Annotated in this window: 20 protein-coding genes; 4 read left to right on the forward strand and 16 right to left on the reverse strand. The window is 64.3% G+C overall.

Annotation, left to right across the window (positions count from 1 at the left end; all coding sequences use genetic code 11):
* Positions 1-21: 21 nt before the first annotated feature.
* From C0V82_RS06870 to C0V82_RS06935, 14 genes are all read right to left on the reverse strand, one after another.
* The gene (locus tag C0V82_RS06870; RefSeq protein ID WP_158659777.1) at positions 22-1215 is read right to left on the reverse strand and encodes a DUF2336 domain-containing protein; all 1194 of its coding nucleotides are present in this window, start codon (positions 1213-1215) and stop codon (positions 22-24) included.
* A gap of 1 nt (position 1216) precedes the next feature.
* The gene (locus C0V82_RS06875) at positions 1217-1801 is read right to left on the reverse strand and encodes a MarR family winged helix-turn-helix transcriptional regulator (protein WP_158659778.1); all 585 of its coding nucleotides are present in this window, start codon (positions 1799-1801) and stop codon (positions 1217-1219) included.
* Between the two features lie 87 nt (positions 1802-1888).
* Entirely contained in the window at positions 1889-2092 is a 204-nt protein-coding gene (locus C0V82_RS06880) for a twin-arginine translocase TatA/TatE family subunit (protein WP_054167050.1), read from the reverse strand.
* A gap of 96 nt (positions 2093-2188) precedes the next feature.
* Positions 2189-2488, reverse strand: coding sequence for an energy transducer TonB (locus C0V82_RS06885; protein WP_102111688.1), 300 nt, complete (start codon positions 2486-2488; stop codon positions 2189-2191).
* Positions 2489-2608: 120 nt separating this feature from the next.
* Positions 2609-3895: a tetratricopeptide repeat protein gene (locus C0V82_RS06890; protein WP_102111689.1), complete on the reverse strand. Its 1287-nt coding sequence runs from the start codon at positions 3893-3895 to the stop codon at positions 2609-2611.
* A 173-nt stretch (positions 3896-4068) separates the two neighbouring features.
* Positions 4069-4500 carry an ExbD/TolR family protein gene (locus C0V82_RS06895; protein WP_188595066.1) on the reverse strand — a complete coding sequence of 144 codons (432 nt, stop codon included), beginning with the start codon at positions 4498-4500 and terminating at the stop codon, positions 4069-4071.
* Positions 4501-4544: 44 nt separating this feature from the next.
* The gene (locus C0V82_RS06900; protein WP_054167047.1) at positions 4545-4988 is read right to left on the reverse strand and encodes an ExbD/TolR family protein; all 444 of its coding nucleotides are present in this window, start codon (positions 4986-4988) and stop codon (positions 4545-4547) included.
* Positions 4989-4990: 2 nt separating this feature from the next.
* Positions 4991-5881: a MotA/TolQ/ExbB proton channel family protein gene (locus tag C0V82_RS06905; protein WP_102111690.1), complete on the reverse strand. Its 891-nt coding sequence runs from the start codon at positions 5879-5881 to the stop codon at positions 4991-4993.
* A 53-nt stretch (positions 5882-5934) separates the two neighbouring features.
* Positions 5935-6618, reverse strand: coding sequence for an energy transducer TonB (locus tag C0V82_RS27760; protein WP_102111691.1), 684 nt, complete (start codon positions 6616-6618; stop codon positions 5935-5937).
* A 312-nt stretch (positions 6619-6930) separates the two neighbouring features.
* On the reverse strand, positions 6931-7338 hold the full coding sequence (locus tag C0V82_RS06915; protein WP_102111692.1) for a hypothetical protein: 408 nt from the start codon (positions 7336-7338) through the stop codon (positions 6931-6933).
* 99 nt (positions 7339-7437) lie between these two features.
* Positions 7438-7881: a protein tyrosine phosphatase family protein gene (locus tag C0V82_RS06920; protein WP_102113297.1), complete on the reverse strand. Its 444-nt coding sequence runs from the start codon at positions 7879-7881 to the stop codon at positions 7438-7440.
* 217 nt (positions 7882-8098) lie between these two features.
* Positions 8099-8611 (reverse strand): MarR family winged helix-turn-helix transcriptional regulator, encoded by a 513-nt coding sequence (locus tag C0V82_RS06925; protein ID WP_158659779.1) that lies wholly within the window; start codon positions 8609-8611, stop codon positions 8099-8101.
* Positions 8612-8723: 112 nt separating this feature from the next.
* Positions 8724-9473, reverse strand: a complete 750-nt coding sequence (locus C0V82_RS06930; protein WP_102111694.1) for a phosphocholine cytidylyltransferase family protein — start codon at positions 9471-9473, stop codon at positions 8724-8726.
* 122 nt (positions 9474-9595) lie between these two features.
* Positions 9596-10258: a Fe2+-dependent dioxygenase gene (locus tag C0V82_RS06935; RefSeq protein WP_102111695.1), complete on the reverse strand. Its 663-nt coding sequence runs from the start codon at positions 10256-10258 to the stop codon at positions 9596-9598.
* 126 nt (positions 10259-10384) lie between these two features.
* Between C0V82_RS06935 and C0V82_RS06940 the strand changes: the two genes are divergently transcribed.
* Entirely contained in the window at positions 10385-11200 is an 816-nt protein-coding gene (locus C0V82_RS06940; RefSeq protein ID WP_102111696.1) for a hypothetical protein, read from the forward strand.
* Here C0V82_RS06940 and C0V82_RS06945 read toward each other — a convergent pair whose 3' ends face one another.
* On the reverse strand, positions 11201-11962 hold the full coding sequence (locus tag C0V82_RS06945) for an SDR family NAD(P)-dependent oxidoreductase (RefSeq protein WP_102111697.1): 762 nt from the start codon (positions 11960-11962) through the stop codon (positions 11201-11203).
* A gap of 150 nt (positions 11963-12112) precedes the next feature.
* On the opposite strand from C0V82_RS06945, the gene C0V82_RS06950 reads away from it, so the two are divergent.
* Genes C0V82_RS06950 through C0V82_RS06960 form a run of 3 tightly spaced genes read left to right on the forward strand, consistent with a single transcriptional unit; the run spans position 12113 to position 15490 of the window.
* A complete protein-coding gene (locus C0V82_RS06950; RefSeq protein WP_102113298.1) occupies positions 12113-12982 on the forward strand; it encodes a YicC/YloC family endoribonuclease in 870 nt (289 codons plus the stop codon).
* Positions 12983-13035: 53 nt separating this feature from the next.
* Positions 13036-13674 (forward strand): guanylate kinase, encoded by a 639-nt coding sequence (gene gmk, locus C0V82_RS06955; protein ID WP_102111698.1) that lies wholly within the window; start codon positions 13036-13038, stop codon positions 13672-13674.
* Between the two features lies 1 nt (position 13675).
* Entirely contained in the window at positions 13676-15490 is a 1815-nt protein-coding gene (locus C0V82_RS06960) for an ABC-F family ATP-binding cassette domain-containing protein (RefSeq protein ID WP_102111699.1), read from the forward strand.
* A 97-nt stretch (positions 15491-15587) separates the two neighbouring features.
* Here the strand turns inward: C0V82_RS06960 and C0V82_RS06965 are convergent, their stop codons facing one another.
* Complete coding sequence (locus C0V82_RS06965; RefSeq protein ID WP_102111700.1) at positions 15588-16451, reverse strand: HpcH/HpaI aldolase/citrate lyase family protein; 864 nt, start codon at positions 16449-16451, stop codon at positions 15588-15590.
* Positions 16452-16567: the final 116 nt, after the last annotated feature.

Raw genomic sequence — 16567 nt, forward strand, 5'->3', positions numbered from 1 at the left:
GGTTCACCGGACACCATCTCCTCACTTCTTCGGCACGGCCCCCCGCAGCGGGATGAACGGCATGCCCGCGACATCCATTGCAGCATCCACCATGTCATCGTCTTTACGATCGAACAGTTGGAGCAGCAGGTTATCCATGGCCCGCTCTTCCGACTGCCCACATTCCGCATAGATGCGACCCAGGGCTTCGGTCTGGAACGCTTCGCGCCCCTCCGCACCACCACGATAGCCAAGCGTCTTGGCCACCCGCATCGCCACCTGGAAGGGCGCGAAAAGGTGTTTGGGGACATGGGCATGGTCCAGCAGGGCCTTCATCCCATCCCATTTGCCGTCCAGCAGCAGGGCCATGGCATTGGCCTTGCGCACCCGCGACTTCGTGGAGATCCCGGCCGCGAAGAAATCGAAATCCCCGGCGCATAGCGTGCGTAGCAGCAGCGCCACGCTGAGCCGCCCCTGTTCATGCAGATGCACGGCCAGGGCATCGCCATCCATGCCGGGCTTGGTGACGGGCCGCAACAGGGCCAGGGTCGCGGAGTCCCTTCCATGCGCCGCCAGTTCGGCGGCAATGACGGGCGACAGACGGTGACGTTCCACCAGATGGGCCCGCACCTTGTCCGACACATGCGCCACCAGCCGCTCCACCACGCTGGCGGGCAGCGTTGCGCGCCCGGCCAGCGGTTCCGCCACCAGCGGCACATGGGCGTAGCGGTCAGCAAGGGATTGCAGGGAGGCATCAGACAGCGCTGCCCCCTCATTCCCAGCCAGGGTGGCAACCACGGCCAGATTACCAACCGTCGCCAGGGCACCCGACACCGCCTCTGACAGGGTGTGACGGGCGGCGATGGCCATCAGCTTATCGGCCCGCCCCTGCCCGATCACCTCCAGCAGCAGACCATCCTCCAACCCATCGCTATGTCGCAGCAAAGGAAAGGCGACGGAGGTGACGTCCAGTGCCAGATCACGGGCCAAACCGTCGGATAGAAACGGGCTGTTATAGATCTGCCACGCCACCGCCTCGCGCACCTGCTGTACCGTGTCATGGGCCAGACGGTGCAGGAGATCCTGCACCAGCGCCTGACCGGACTCGGCAAGGACCGCCTGCTCCGCCGTGCGCAGCAGCTTGGACAGCATCTGGATACGGGCTTCGGGGGATCGGTCCTGCGCCAATTGATCAACATCGGCGGGGGTCAGCGCTGCCGGCTTATCTTGGTTCATCCTAGACCTCCCCTCCAGGCAGCGCCGGCCCGACATCGATCGCATCAGCACGGATCACATCCGCCCAGGATTGTTCCAGCCGATTGAGAAGGCGGTAGGCGGCCATCAGGTCGGCCTGCCCCTCCCCGTCACGGGCCAGGGCCAGGACATGGCCCGCCTCCACCCGCCGCAACTCACCGCACAGCGCCATACCGGCATCGGTCAGGCACAGCCGCGCCGACCTGCGGTCATCCTGCGCCCCCGGCCCCTGCACCAGGCCGGCCTGCACCAGTGCGCGCAGATTGCTCGCCGCCGCAGCGCCCAGATAATGGCCCCGTTCGATCAGTTCCTGCACGGTCGGGCTGCTGTCGCCGATGGTCAGCAGCATGAGCCCCTGCACCGGCGTCACATGCGCGCTCTGGAGCCGCTCCAGCTCGATCCGGACCACGTCCAGGAACCGACGGTGCAGCCGTTCCAGCAGGCGGGGAAGATCATGGATACCCGCAAACGGGGCCGGCATCCCGTAGCCCGGCCGTTCCACATCCACACCGTCGCCCAATCGCCCCTCCCCGTGCATGAAGCCGGCATTGGCGCCAGAGAGTAGCACCCAGGCTTCGGGGCCCGCAAAAACAAAGGCCGGTCCCCGCGACGGGCGGGGCCGGCCTTACCCATATCCAATCGCAACAGCGATGGATCAGCGGGGCGCGTTCTCACCCGGCTTATTCTCGGTCAGCTTGGGATCGGCGGCTGCCTCCTCCTCGCCTTCCTTCAGGCCCTTCTTGAAGGCCTTCACGCCCTTGGCCATGTCACCCATGACGTTCGGAAGCTTGCCCGCGCCAAAAACCAGCAGCACGACGACAAGAACGATAATCCAGTGCCAGAGGCTCATGGCGCCCATGGAAATTCTCCAGTTTGACGGCCCGCTTCAATGCGACGCCTTACAGATAGGAAATCCGCGGCCGGTTTGAAAGATATATCCGCGACAGATTGTGGATCAGGCCTGTCCACGCATCTCGAACCGCACTTCCAGCCTCTGGCGCTCGCGCTCGCGGCGCATGGCTTCAGCAGGATGCGGCGGGCGACCTTCATCGGGATGATAGCGCAGACCAGCGGCATAACGCAGCGCCGACTGTTCGAACAGGCCCGGCGGCACGGCCTCCACGACACGCACATCCTGCGGCGCGCCGTCATTGCCGATCCGAAACTCGACAACGACACGGCCTTCGCGCCGAAGACGCAGAGCGCGTTCGGGATATTGCAGCCGGGGGCGGAAAGTGGGTTCCATATCCGACATGGTGCGTCCAGGGATTCCCGGCGGCAATGTCACCGGGGGACGTGGAAAACAGCGTGTCTTCCGCGCGGATGACAGGGAGTCATGCGAAAAGGGCGGCCGAAAACGGCCGCCCCCTCGGGCTTACTTCGCCTTGGCGGCGTTCAGCAGGTACAGACGGGCCATCTCGGCCGGACCGTCCGTGGCCTTGATGGCCTTGGCGGTCGCTTCGGCCTTGGCCTTCTGACCGGCGTCCAGATAGTAGGTCACCAGACGCAGACGGGCATCGTCGGGGTTCTTCAGATTGCCCTTGGCGATAGCAGCCTCCGCCAGGGTGATGGCCTTGTCGAACTGACCATAGCCGGCATAGGCCTCGGCGACGCGCAGGATCGGACCGGCATTGGCACCGGCCAAGGCTTCGGTTTCAGTCTGGGCCAGAGCCTTCTTGTCGTCGGCAACCTGCTTGGTGGCCACGTCCTTCAGACGCTTCTGGCGTTCGGCTTCCGGACCCTTGCCCAGCAGACCGGCGGCATAGCCCTTGTCGATGATGGCCTGGGCCTCACCGGGGTTGCCAGCCTGCAACGACAGCTGCGCCATTTCCATGACGTCGCCGGCAGTATCCAGCAGACCGATCTTGTTCATCAGGCGATAACTGTCCAGCGCCAGGCGGTCACGGGCGAAACCCGGCTTGCGCTGCGTGCGCAGCAGCAGGTCCAGCCAGTAGTCGCGCTTGGGATAATAGCGCACCAGCTTCTCCAGCGCGCCCATGTATCCGGCTTCGTTCTTGCTCTCATTGTTGGCGGCGGCCAGCAGCTGCAGGTCCTTTTCATCCGGCGTGCCACCGGCCTTCTCAACCGCAGAAATCTTGGCGCTGACTTCCTTGATGGCGTTCGGATAATCCTTGCCCAGGTAGTAGGACTGCAACAGCAGGGTACGCATGTTGGCGTCGTTGCCACCACCCGTGAAATACTTCTGGGTCCAGGTGATCGCCTTGGTGTAGTTGCGCTGCTGGTAATAAGCCTGCGCCAGTGCCTGCGTGAAGGTCAGCTGCTGGGCGGCGGGGAACCGGCCCGTGGCGAAGACGGCTTCAAACGACTTTTCAGCCGTATCCAATTCGCCAGCCTGATAGGCGGCGATGGCGCGCATCTGCTCGACCATGAAGTCTTCGAACGGGGTCTTGTCGGCGACCGCGTCGGCTTCTTTGATCTTGGCCAGGGCTTCCTTGAATTTTTTGCCCTTCATCAGCTCCTGAGCAGCCGTCAGCGGCTCGCCCACTTCCTTGCGGACGGTATCACCGGCCGGGGCCTTCTCCTTCTTCTCACCGCCAGCCTTCTGCGCAAAGGCCTCGGACGGTGCCATCACGGCGGCGAAGGAGCCAAAGGCCAGGGCCGAACCCAGCAGGGCGGCGGTAAAAAGACGAGTGCGGATCATTGTCTCTATCTCGGTATCGGTCGCACAGGATCGCGTGTCTCTTCGCGATGGGTCCTGTTCGACGGGTTGTCTTACGACCAGCCATCTGGCCGCATGTCCATGCAATCAGGTCAAGTAGGCAGGTTTAAGGCGGACCTGTGAAGGTCCGCCTTTCCCCTATCATCTGGTACCGATCAGTCCATGAACTGTTCGTTACCAACCATGCCGATCTTGTTCAGGCCGAGCCGCTGCGCGGATGCCAGAACTGCCGCCACGTACTTGTACTTCACCAGCTTGTTCGGACGCAGGTGCACTTCGGGCTGCGGCTGCTGCGCGGCCTTGAGCTGCATCTGCTGCTCCATTTCCTCACGGCTGTTCAGAACGGTGCCGTTCCAGATCACGGTGCCATCGAAGTCGACTTCGATGGTGATGACCTCAGGTTCGACCACATTCGTCTGCGGCGGGGGGGGACCCGCCGGCATATCCAGCTTCACCGCGTGGGTCTGCACCGGAATGGTGATGATGAGCATCACCAGCAACACCAGCATCACGTCGATCAGCGGCGTGGTGTTCATTTCCGGCGTGACGGACCCATCCTCGGGACCTGGTCCAACACTCATGCCCATGGGGGCCTCCTATCCTTCTTTCCCGACGGGGGGAAGGCTGAGCGTCAACGCTTGACGTTCAGCGCCCCGGCAGGAGGCTCGGTGATAAAGCCGATCTTGAGGATGCCAGCCCGCTGGCAGGTCACGACGACCTTGCCAACGAACTCGTACCGCCCTTCCTTGTCACCACGGATGTGGATCTCAGGCTGCGGGACCAGCACCGCCACTTCCTTCATCCGCTCGAACAGCGCGTTGTAATCCGGCAACTGGGCAGCATTCCAATAAATGTTGCCGTCCGGATCGACACCGATCGTCACGTTTTCCGGCTTGGTCACAGTTACCACGTTCGACTCCTCAGGGAGCTTCACGGGGATGGTCTGGATGGCAGCAGGAATGGTCAGCAGGAAGATGATCAGCAGAACGAGCATCACGTCCACCAGCGGCGTCGTATTGATTTCCGACACCACTGAGTCTTCGCCACTATTGGCGGGGCCGACGCTCATCCCCATGGTTAGGCGCTCCGGCCGGACTTGGCCTTCTGGCCGGCGATCAGCAGGGCATGCAGATCGGCGGAGAAGTTACGCAGACGGTCCATGACCAACTTGTTACGACGGGTCAGCCAATTGTAGGCCAGCACGGCGGGAACGGCGACGGCCAGACCGATGGCGGTCATGATCAGTGCTTCACCGACGGGGCCGGCAACCTTGTCGATCGACGCCTGACCGGACAGACCGATGGCCACCAGGGCGTTCAGAATACCCCACACCGTACCGAACAGACCGATAAACGGCGAGGTCGAGCCGACCGAAGCCAGGAAGGACAGACCGCCCTGCAGACGGGCGTTCACGGCATCAACCGAACGCTGCAGGGACATCGTCACCCACTCGTGCAGGTCGATATGGTCGGTCAGGGCGCCGTCATGATGCTCGGTCGCACGCAGGCCGTCTTCAACGACGCCGCGGAAAGCCGAATTTTCCTTCAGGCGGGAAGCGCCTTCGGTGACCGAAGAGGCCGTCCAGAAGTTCTTCTCAGCGAAGGTGGCCTGCGACATCAGCTTGGACTGTTCGATCAGCTTGGTGACGAAGATGTACCAGGTGCCGGCAGACATGATCAGCATCAGAACCAGGGTGCTCTTCGCAACCAGATCGCCGTGGTCGATGATGGCCTTCAGACCGTACGGGTTCGTGGTCGCCTCGGGAGCAGCTTCCGCCGCCGGAGCGGCAGCTTCGGCAGCCGGAGCAGCCGCCGTGTCAGCGGCAGGAGCAGCCGGAGCCTCGGTGGCGGCCGGAGCCGGCTCAGCCGGGGTGGTGGACTGGGCGAAGACCGGGGCCGACATCGTGACGGCAACGGCGGCGGCGGCGGCGAGGCGGCTGACGCCTGCCAGGGTGAACAGCTTGTTCATCGTAGCTCTGCTTTCAGACTTACGTGTTTCGATTATCGGTCGATGCGAGAGGATCAACGCGCATCTTCAAGGCGGAAGGTGAGCGGGACCATGCTCGGAATCCAGGCACCCTGGGGCTGGCCGTTAACAGTCGGCGGATCGCACTTCCACCGGCCGCGTTTGGCTTCCTTCATCCAGGCATTATCCAGACGTTCGTAGCCGCTCGACTTCTCGATCGTGGCGTCGGAGATACGGCCGTCCGCGTTGCAGAACAGACGCATCACAGTCGTGCCAGCTTCTTCCAGACGGATCGACTGAGCGGGATACTCAGGCCGGTTCTTCGCGAGGCTCTTCACATCGATCTTGCCACCCGTCGGCGGTGCCGGCGGAGCAGCCGGGGCTGGACGGCCCGGCGGCTGAACAACCGGCGGACGTTCTGCCGTCGTCGTCTGGATCGCGTTTGCCGCGGGCGGCGGCTGGGCGATCTGAATCTCCGGCGGCGGAATGAACGGCGGCGGGGGCGTATCGAACTTGGGCGGCGGGGGCGGCGGGGGCGTTTCCTCCGGCGGCGGTGCGATTTCCTCGATGATCTCTGTCTTGATCGGATCGGCGATCACATGGACCACCTTCTGAGCCAAGCCAGTAGCCAGCGCGTAAATCACCCCGACGTGCAGGAGAATAACCACCGCGATGCCAACCAACCGCCCTGAACTCTGCGGCTGTTGCCGCCGATAAGACGATTGCGACAGGTAGGACATCGGTCGGTCACTCGATCCACAGGGGGATGGGGCTTCCGCCATAGCACACATCGACGATCAAGACATCCGCCGGACTTGGTTAAAAACCCGGTTTTTTATCTTGACCCGCAGTATGGGCCATGGGCCGCATCACCGTGAGACCACAACCCACCCGGTCGAGGGAAGGTAAAGCAGCCAGCCGGAGATACAGCATCGGAGGCGAGGGACTTTGGCCATTTTTCCCGTTGCCGGGAAGCCGGGCCGAAGCCAGTTTCGGGTTGGGTATCCGGACGGATCAGGCACGACCAAGCGCGATGCCCACCCGTCTTCTCTTTATCCGGCGAAAGCCGGCGGGCCGGTCGGGCAGCGCCCGGCCTCCCGATGGCGCCCTTCCGGCGTCAAGCCGATGCGAAGGGCACGTGCCACGTCACTGCCACGCAGGGGCAGCGCGTAGAACAGGGCAATAGCAACAACGAGAAGGGTGGGCAGCGGGACAGGGTCACCACCGGCAGCACGTTCACGCTTGCCATGGCCGACAGGACGGGAGAAAGCAGCCGCCACCTCAACACCACGGTCGTGCGTCGGGCTGGCAGGCAGCGCCTGTCCGGTCAGGAAACTCGCGGTCGTCGGGAGGGGCAGATTGGCGGAAGACGGGCTAACGTTCCGGGGCAGCATACCGCCCAGGACCACCATGACCAGGAACAGAAGAGCGAGGAGCCCATGGGCCCAGCCGCGCATCATGTCGTGTGTCGCCTCCACCAATCGGCACCAGGGCCGAACCGGAAGCGACACTCTCACAGCGTTGCGGTCAACACAATGCCCTAAAGCATAGGGTGGGCACTATTCTGCCCGCGATTGTGTGTAACGGGCGATAGTTCCCGCATAGGCAGACAGATCATATCCGGCATCGGCCGCCGTCCGTAATATTGTTGCGCCATCGCGCGCTCCGGCTTTCGCTTCTGCGAGCGCCCACAGAATCGTGCAGCGCGTCCCGGAACGGCAATGGGCAAGTATGGGACCGGGCGACGTTGCCAGCGCGGCCCCAAAATCAGGGGCCACAAGCTCCAGCGTCGGGCCGGTGGCGGGCTGATAGATATAGGTAAGACCCAGTTCACGGGCCAAGGCCCCCGCCTGGGCGGAGGAGAGCTGTCCGGGCTCCTCCCCGTCCGGGCGGTTATTGATGATGGTGCGGAAACCTGCGGCGTGCGCGTCGCGGATATCCTGCTCCGTCACCTGCGGCGAGACCGACAGACCATCGACCAGAGGATGTACATCCAAAGCCATGACGACCCCGCGCAAAAGAGTGAAAGCGAGCTACTTATGACCGACCGAAAAGGGCGAATTTGAGGCAGCATTGTCAGGCCCTTGGTGAAGGTAATCCTGATTCCGCCGCTTTTGTTCGCACTTGCGATGTATAAATAGGCAGGTCCTGCTGCGCCGCAACATGCGCTGATGCAACCCAGCCCGGCCCCGACAGTCGGACATAGCTCCCATCTGGTGATCATCCGGCAATGCGCAAGGGGGTGGTGCCCTGGTCGGCGATGCCGCGTGCCCGGCGACGGACGGTCACCAGCAGGTCCAGCATGCGCTGGCGCTGATCCGGCGTCAGGTCGCGCAGCAGCATGTCATTGATGCCCTGACGCTTGGGCTGCAGACGGCGCAGCATCTCCAGCCCTTCCGGCGTAACGCGCAGCAGCTTGCGCCGACGGTCTTGCGGGTCGTCCTGCTGGCTGATAAGGCCCTTGCGAATCAGTTCCGTGACGGTGGCGGAGATGTGCGGACGGGACAGGCCGCGGGCCGAGGCGATCTCGGAGGAGAAGATGCCCTCATGGGTGCGGGCCCCATCCTGGAAATTGGCATCGCCAGCCACATTCATCAGCACCGTCCATTGCGGTGCCGTCAGGCCAGCCTCGCTCAGCATCTCCTCGCACTGATGCGCGATGATGTTGGCAAGGTCCATCAGGTTGAGGGCGATCGCGTCTTCGGCGCGGAAACGAAAAGTGCTGTTCGGCATGGCTGGCCCCGGGTGACTGGTCATTGGATGCTCACATCCTGACCGCATCACCGGGGTTCCGCATTGACACGGATCAATTAAATGTTCCGTGGTCCAACCATATGGATAGGGATCAGCCGATCCCGCGCTCTGTCCAGCCCGTGGTCAGGGCACGATTGCTGTCAACATCGGCGGGGAAGTCCATCTCTCCCCATTCCAGACCCTGGATGGAGACGGTGCCGACGCTGCCATCAGCCTTGGCGATGGTGTCGATAACCGACAGGTACCAGCGGCGCAGACCTTCCGGGGTGCGCAGGGTCTTCTCCACTTCCGCTGCGAAACGCTGTCCGCCCTCGGCGCTGAAGCACAGAAAGCCGATGCTTTCCCCGTTCACGATGTCGAGCGGCAGTGTCTTGCCGATCTGCATCAGGTTGCCGTCGGCGTCGGTCCGCACCTTCATATCATCGGCGTCATATCCGTCCTTGGCGTCGATCGTCACTGTGATGGGCTTTGTCGCCCCCGACAGCAGGCGCTTAGCGATCTCCGGCTCGAACAGGGTGTCGCCGTTCAGGATCAGGAATGGCCCGTCCATCTCTGCCCGCGCGACCCAACAGCTGGCCGTATTGTCGGCCAACGCATAGAAGGGATTGTAGAGCGTGCGGGTCGTGATGCCCGGCACATCCATGCCGGCCAGCGCCTCTTCCACCCGGTCGGCGCGAAAGCCCGTGACGACCACCGCCTCTGTCACACCAGCCGCAGCCAGACCCCGGATCTGCCATTCCAGCAGGGTACGGCCCGACAGGTCGATCAGGCATTTCGGCCGGTCTTCCGTCAGGGGCATCAGACGCTTGCCCTGGCCGGCGCTCAGGATGATGGCTTTCACTTTGACCCAGGCTCCACAAAGGACGACCGGTCACGCCGGCCGCTTCCCGAAAAATGCCGCGGACATTGCCGCGAAAGGACGGGGATGACAAGCGGCTTCGTGGCCAACACCCCTGCCCGCCCTCAATCCTCCGCCCATTTGCGGATCAGATTGGACAGGCATTTGGAGAGAAGGTCGAATTCCGCCGTTTTTCCGTCGCGTTTGAATATCCCCTGCCGCGCCGTGTCGAGGTCGAACAGAAGCTCCCGCTCTGCCGCGTCGCGCACAAAGGACCGTATCCATCCTGCGGCCACCAGCCGCTGTCCCGCAGTGACCGGCGTCACCCGGTGCAGCGTGGTGGACGGGTAGAACAGCCCTGCCCCCGCCGGCAGCTTGAACGCCACATCCCCCGCATTCGTCTCCATCACCAGTTCCCCGCCCTCGTAACTGTCAGGATCGGCCAGGAACAGGGTGAAGGAGATGTCGGTGCGTACACCGCCCATCAGGGCATCATCGACATGGCTGCCATAATGCTGACCGCCCGATGCACGCGCGAACAGGATGGGGCCGAATGCCTTCGGCCTCGCTGCCATGGCCGCCACTGGATGGCGGCGTACCGCCGCCTCCACCATGGCGCGGAGGTCGCCATGGGCCGGGTCGTCGCCGCGCAACTGCTCATTATCCTTGACCAGCTTGGCGTGCCATCCCGCCGTCGCTGCCCCCGGTTGGAACCGTCCACCGCCCAACCGTTCCACCATCAAGGCCACCTCTTCGGGTGTCAGGACATTGGCGATAGGCAGGATCATGATGCGACACTCCGCGCGGGAAAAGACGAACGGTTAAGATTGCGAATGACTTGCAATTGAGCGGGCATCATGGCACGGTCCCGCCCCACCTCACCTTTATAATCTACGCATGGGAGCCTTGGGTCCATGATCAAGCTTCAACCCCGTCTTTGGGTCGGCGTCGGCCTGTCGGTTCTGGCCGGTGGTGCCGCCCTGGCCGATACGGCTACATCTTGGCACCAGGATGGCGCCATCGCCCTGCAGGTCGCCCAAGGTGGCGAGGGTGGCGAAGGGGGTGAAGGCGGAGAGGGTGGTGAGGGCGGCGTATCCGCCGAGGATGCCGCCAAGGACCCGGTGGCCTTCATCTCCGCCCTGGACGTGACCGCCGCGCATTATCATGCGGGCCTTGCCGCCTATAAGGCGGATCGGCATCAGGCGGCGGGCGAAATGTTCGCTCACCCGATTTCAGAGATCTATGTCGATCTGGAGCCGGTTTTCACGGCCCAGGGCGCTACGCCGTTCCAGGATGAGATGAGCAAAGCCTCTGAACTGGCGCTGGGCAATGCACCCGTGGCAGAGGTGGAAAAGGCCGCCAAGGCCGTACTGACCGCGTTGGATGCCACCGCCACCAAGGCTCCGAAAAGCAGCGACAGCGCCAAGGCGGTACAGGCCAAGCTGTTGGCCGGCATGATCGAACGGGCCGCGCGTCAGTATCGCTCGGCCAGCGCCAACACGGAGTTCGAGCCCTACCTGGACGGCTACGGCTTCGCGATCACGGCCAAGGTGCGGTCCGAAGCCCTGGTGAAGGCCGGCGTGCCGCTGCCGGCGGACGTGGTGGCCGCCATCGACCTGCTGCTGAAGGCCTACCCCACCGCCCTGCGCCCGGCCACGCTTCCCGTGGCGTTGGATGCGCTCTCGGTCCAGACCTCCAAGGCGCAGTTGGCCCTGTCGCGCGTGCGGTAATCACCCTTTCCGGGGCGCCCGGGCCAGGATCATATCGACCAGTCCGGGCGGCAGCACGCCCAGCAGCCAGGACACGGCATAGGTTGGGAACGGAAAGGCCACCCGCCCCTTCCCCAAAGCCAGCCCGCGCCGGATGATGCGCGCCGCCCGGTCGGCATCCATCAGGAACGGCATGGGGAAGCGGTTGACCGCCGTCATGCGGCTGACCACGAATCCGGGGCAGATGACACTGACCCCCACTCCATGCCGGGCCAGATCCCCGCGCAGCGCCTCACCATAGACGCGCACCGCCGCCTTTGACCCGCAATAGGCCGCCGCTCCCGCCATGCCGCGAAAGCTGGCCAGCGAGGACATCAAGGCGATCTGTCCCCGCCCCCGCGCCACCATGGCAGGGATCAGGGGATGGATGGAATTCAACACCCCGTCCAGATTGGTGGCGAAGATGGCGCGGGCCTGGGCTTCAGTCTCCACCCCGCCGCCGGTCCCTGCCGAAATGCCGGCATTGGCGATGACCAGATCGACCGGCACCTCTCCGTCGCGCGCCATGATCCATTCGGCCAGCGCCACCCGGTCGGTGACGTCGATAATGGTGGTGACCACATCCGCCCCCTGCTCGCGGCAGCGATCCGCCACCTGCGCCAGCCGCCCCTCATCCCTGCCGGTCAGCAGCAGGCGGATGCCCGTCGCCGCATAGGACAGGGCCAACGCCTCCCCGATGCCAGACGAGGCACCCGTGATGAATATGACGCGCGGATCACGCATGAGGGGCCTCGACCGGTGGAAACCTTGTTGCTGGGGCGGCGGAGCGATATAAACCGCCTTTCAGCCGCCCCAAAGATCGAGCCTGATGTGACGCAAAATCCCGCCGCCCGCAAGACTGGCCCCGCCAACGGCAAGGGCGCTGTCATTTCCATGACCGGGTTCGCCCGGGCCGACGGCTCCAACGAGCGCGCGCAATGGGTGGTGGAGGCGCGCAGCGTCAATGGCAAGGGCCGCGACCTGCGCTGCCGCCTGCCCGCCGGTCTGGACGGGGTTGAACCCGCCATTCGTACCGCCGTAGAGGCACGGTTGACGCGCGGCAATGTCAATGTCGCCGTCAACCTGACGCGGCTGGAAAATGCCGGCGCGCTCCGCATCAACCGCGACTTGCTGGCCCAGGTGCTGGAACTGGCACGCGACATCGGCGGGCCGGACGCCCCGCCGCCGGCCATCGACACGCTGTTATCCGTGCGCGGCGTCATCGACAGTGCCGAACCGCGCGAGACAGAGGAAGACCGTCAGGCCCTGGAACAGGCCATCGCCGCCACCGTCGCCACCGCCATCGACCGGCTGGTAGAGGCCCGTACGGGCGAGGGCGCACATCTGGCCGCCGTCCTGCTGGATCATCTGGCGGAGATTGAGCGCCTGACCGACGCCGCCGCCGCTACCTCCTCTCTGCAACCCGAGGCGCTGCGCGCCAAGCTGCGCGGCCAGATCCAGGCCCTGCTGGATGCCGTTCCGCCCGTGGCCGAGGATCGGCTGGCCCAGGAAGCAGCGCTGCTGATCAGCAAGGCCGACGTGCGCGAGGAACTGGACCGTCTGCGCGCCCACATCTCCCAGGCCCGCACCATGCTGCGCGATGGCGGGGCCGTGGGCCGCCGGCTGGATTTCCTGTGCCAGGAATTCAACCGCGAGGCCAATACGCTGTGCAGCAAATCCGCCGATGTCGAACTGACCCGCATCGGCATGGAGCTGAAGGCCGTGATCGAGCAGTTCCGCGAACAAGTCCAGAATATTGAGTAAACGGGCTGACGCCCGCCCCCGCCCCTTAACCACCCCCTTTGGCAGTCCCCGAAATGTCCCTGATCCATCGCCGCGGCCTGATGCTGGTCCTTTCCTCCCCGTCCGGTGCCGGCAAGTCCACGATCTCGCGCGAATTGCTGACGCGTGACGGCAACCTGTCCATGTCCGTGTCCCTGACCACCCGCCCCATGCGGCCGGGGGAGCAGGAAGGCGTGCATTATTATTTTGTGGACCACGCAGAGTTTGAGGCGCGGGTGGCGCGCAAGGAACTGCTGGAACATGCCAACGTCTTCGGCAACCGCTACGGCACCCCGCGCGGCCCGGTGGAAGAGGCGATGCGCGCCGGGCGCGACGTGTTGTTCGACATTGACTGGCAGGGCACACAGCAGCTTTCCGACAGCGCCGGCACCGATCTGGTCCGGGTGTTCATCCTGCCGCCCAGCGCGGAAGAGTTGGAACGCCGCCTGACCAACCGCGCACAGGACAGCGCGGAGGTCATCGCGCACCGCATGTCCAAGGCCAATGACGAGATGAGCCATTGGTCCGAATATGACTATGTCATCGTGAACAAGGACGTGCAGGAATCAGTGGCCGCCGTGGAAGCCATCCTGAAGGCCGAACGCCTGAAGCGCCGTCGTCAGGTGGGCCTGTCCGACTTTGTGCGCTCGCTTCAGGTTGGCAAGGGCAACTGATATGGCCCCCAATAACCCCGCCCTCATCTCCCTGGCTGGCGCCTCTGTCCATCTGGGCTCCACCACCCTGTTCGAAGGCATCGATGTTTCGGTGGCGCGGGGGGAGAAGATCGCCCTGGTCGGCCGCAACGGGTCGGGCAAATCCACCTTGCTGAAATGTCTGGCGGGCGAGATCGACATCGACACGGGGGAGCGCTTCCTGCAACCCGGTGCCCGCGTCGCTTATCTGGCGCAGGAGCCTGATTTCTCCAAGTTCCCCACCGTGGCCGATTTCGTGGCCGGAGGTCAGGCCGAACCGATGCAGTACCGCGTCGATGCGGTTCTGGAGGCCCTCGACCTGCCCGGCGACCGTGCCTGCGCCACGCTCTCGGGCGGGGAATCGCGCCGCGCGGCCCTGGCCCGCGCCCTGGTCGACGAACCGGATGTGCTGCTGCTGGATGAGCCGACGAACCATCTCGACATCCCCACCATCCTCTGGCTGGAAAAGGAGTTGCAGCAGTTCCGGGGGGCCTTGCTGCTGATCTCCCACGATCGCGCCTTCTTGCAGAACCTGTCCAAGCGTATCCTGTGGCTGGATCGCGGCGTGCTGCGCACCACCGAACGGCCGTTCGGGGATTTTGAGACCTGGCGGGATGAGATCTTCAAGGAAGAGGAAGCCGCCTATCACAAGCTGGACCGCAAGATCGCGGCAGAGCTGAAATGGATGTGGGAGGGCGGCATCTCCGCCCGGCGCACCCGCAATATGGGCCGCGTCCGCCGGTTGCAGGGCATGCGCCAGGAACGTGCCGACCGCATCAAGTCGCGGCAGGTGAATTTCACCGTCTCCGAAGGCGACAATTCCGGCAAGCTGGTGGTGGAAGCCGAAAACATCTCCAAAAGCTTCCAGAGCGACGCCGGCGAACGGGTGATCTGCCAGAATTTCTCCACCCGCATCCTTAGAGGCGACAAGGTCGGGCTGATCGGCCCGAACGGGGCCGGCAAATCCACGATCCTGAAAATGCTGATCGGCGAACTGTCGCCCGACAGCGGCTCCATCCGCCTGGGCACCAATCTGCAGACCATCGTGTTTGATCAGCGCCGGGCACAGTTGAACCCCAACGACACCCTGAAACAAGTGCTGCTGCCTGAGGGCGGCGACAGCATCTGGGTCGGCGGCAAGCCGCGCCATATTTCCAGCTATCTCAAGGACTTCCTGTTCGATCCCTCCATGATGGAACAGCCGGTGCGGGCCCTGTCGGGCGGAGAGCGTAACCGTCTGCTGCTGGCCAAGCTGTTTGCACAGCCCAGCAACCTGATGGTCCTGGACGAGCCGACCAACGACCTGGACATGGATACGCTGGACCTGCTGGAGGAAGTGCTGTCGGACTATGACGGCACGCTGCTGCTGGTCAGCCACGACCGTGATTTCCTGGACCGGCTGGTCACCAGCACCATCGCGGTTGAGGGCGATGGCGACGTCTCGGAATATCCCGGCGGCTACAGCGACTATCTGATCCAGCGCAAAGCCGACGAACCGGCAGAAGCCGCCAAGGCCGCCGCCAAACCGGTCGCCGCCGCACCGGTGGCGCCTAAGGCCAAGAAGAAACTGTCCTTCAAGGAAAACCGGGAGTTGGAAGAACTGCCGGGCAAGATGGCGGCCCTGGAAAAGAAGATCGCGCAGTTGAACACGAAGATGGCCGACCCCGCCTTCTACAGCAAGGACCCCAAGGGCTTTGCCAAAGCGTCGGAGGATTTGTCGGCGGCGCAGGGCGAGTTGTCAGCGGCAGAGGAACGCTGGCTGGAACTGGAAGCTCTGAAGGAAGAATTGGAGGGGTAACCCGTAGGTCAGGTCGAGCCAAAGGCGAGCCCTGACAGGAAAGGTCTTCGATCCGTTGCTGTCAGGGCGAGGCATCCGCCTCGACCTGACCTACTGCTCACCCCACCCCGACCACCTCGGCCAGCGCCACAACCCGCCGCGCCGTCTCTACGTGCAGCGCCTCAATCAGCTTGCCATCGACAAGCGTGATACCCTTGCCCGCCGCCACCGCATCGGCATGGGCCGCGATGATGCGCCGGGCGCGGGCGACCTCTTCCACTGACGGTGCGAAGGCTTCGTTGGCGGCGTCCAACTGCTTGGGATGGATCAGTGTCTTGCCATCGAAGCCCAGTTCGCGGCCCTGGCGGCAGGACGCGGCCAGCCCTTCGGCATCATCCAGATCGACATGCACGCCATCCAGCGCCGTCAACCCATAGGCACGGGCGGCCAGCATACACAGGCCCAGGCTGGTCACCATGGGCAGCCGGTCGCGGGTGGCCAGCGCGTTCAGATCCTTGGTCAGGTCCGACGTGCCCATGACCAGGCATTCCATGCGCGCACACGCCCCGGCAATCTCGCCTGCCGCCAGCATGGCGCGCGGCGTTTCCATCATGACCCACAGGCGCAGGGTTTCCGGCGCGCCTGCGGCCCGCAGCACCCGGTCGGCCTGCCGCACCCCCTCCGCACTGTCCACCTTGCAGATCAGGACCGCATCGGCACCCGACGTGGCGGCGGCCACCAGATCGGAATGGCCCCAGGGAGTGTCCAGGCCATTGACGCGGATCACCAGTTCCCGGCTGCCATAGCCGCCCTCATGCACTGCCGCCATCACCTGCGCACGGGCCTGTTCCTTGGCGTCCGGCGCCACCGCGTCTTCCAGGTCCAGGATCAGGACGTCGGCAGGCAGGCCGCGCGCCTTGTCCAAGGCGCGGGCATTGGCACCGGGCATGTAAAGGGCGGAGCGGCGGGGGCGGATATGCATGATGCCTGATCCCAAATGAAGAACGGGGCCAGCCTACCCGAGGAAGGCTGGCCCCGGCAACGGGACGGGGTGTCACGGCATACCGACATCAACGATGCGGGTACACCAGCGACGGC

The organism is Niveispirillum cyanobacteriorum, from assembly GCF_002868735.1.
Taxonomy (GTDB): domain Bacteria; phylum Pseudomonadota; class Alphaproteobacteria; order Azospirillales; family Azospirillaceae; genus Niveispirillum; species Niveispirillum cyanobacteriorum.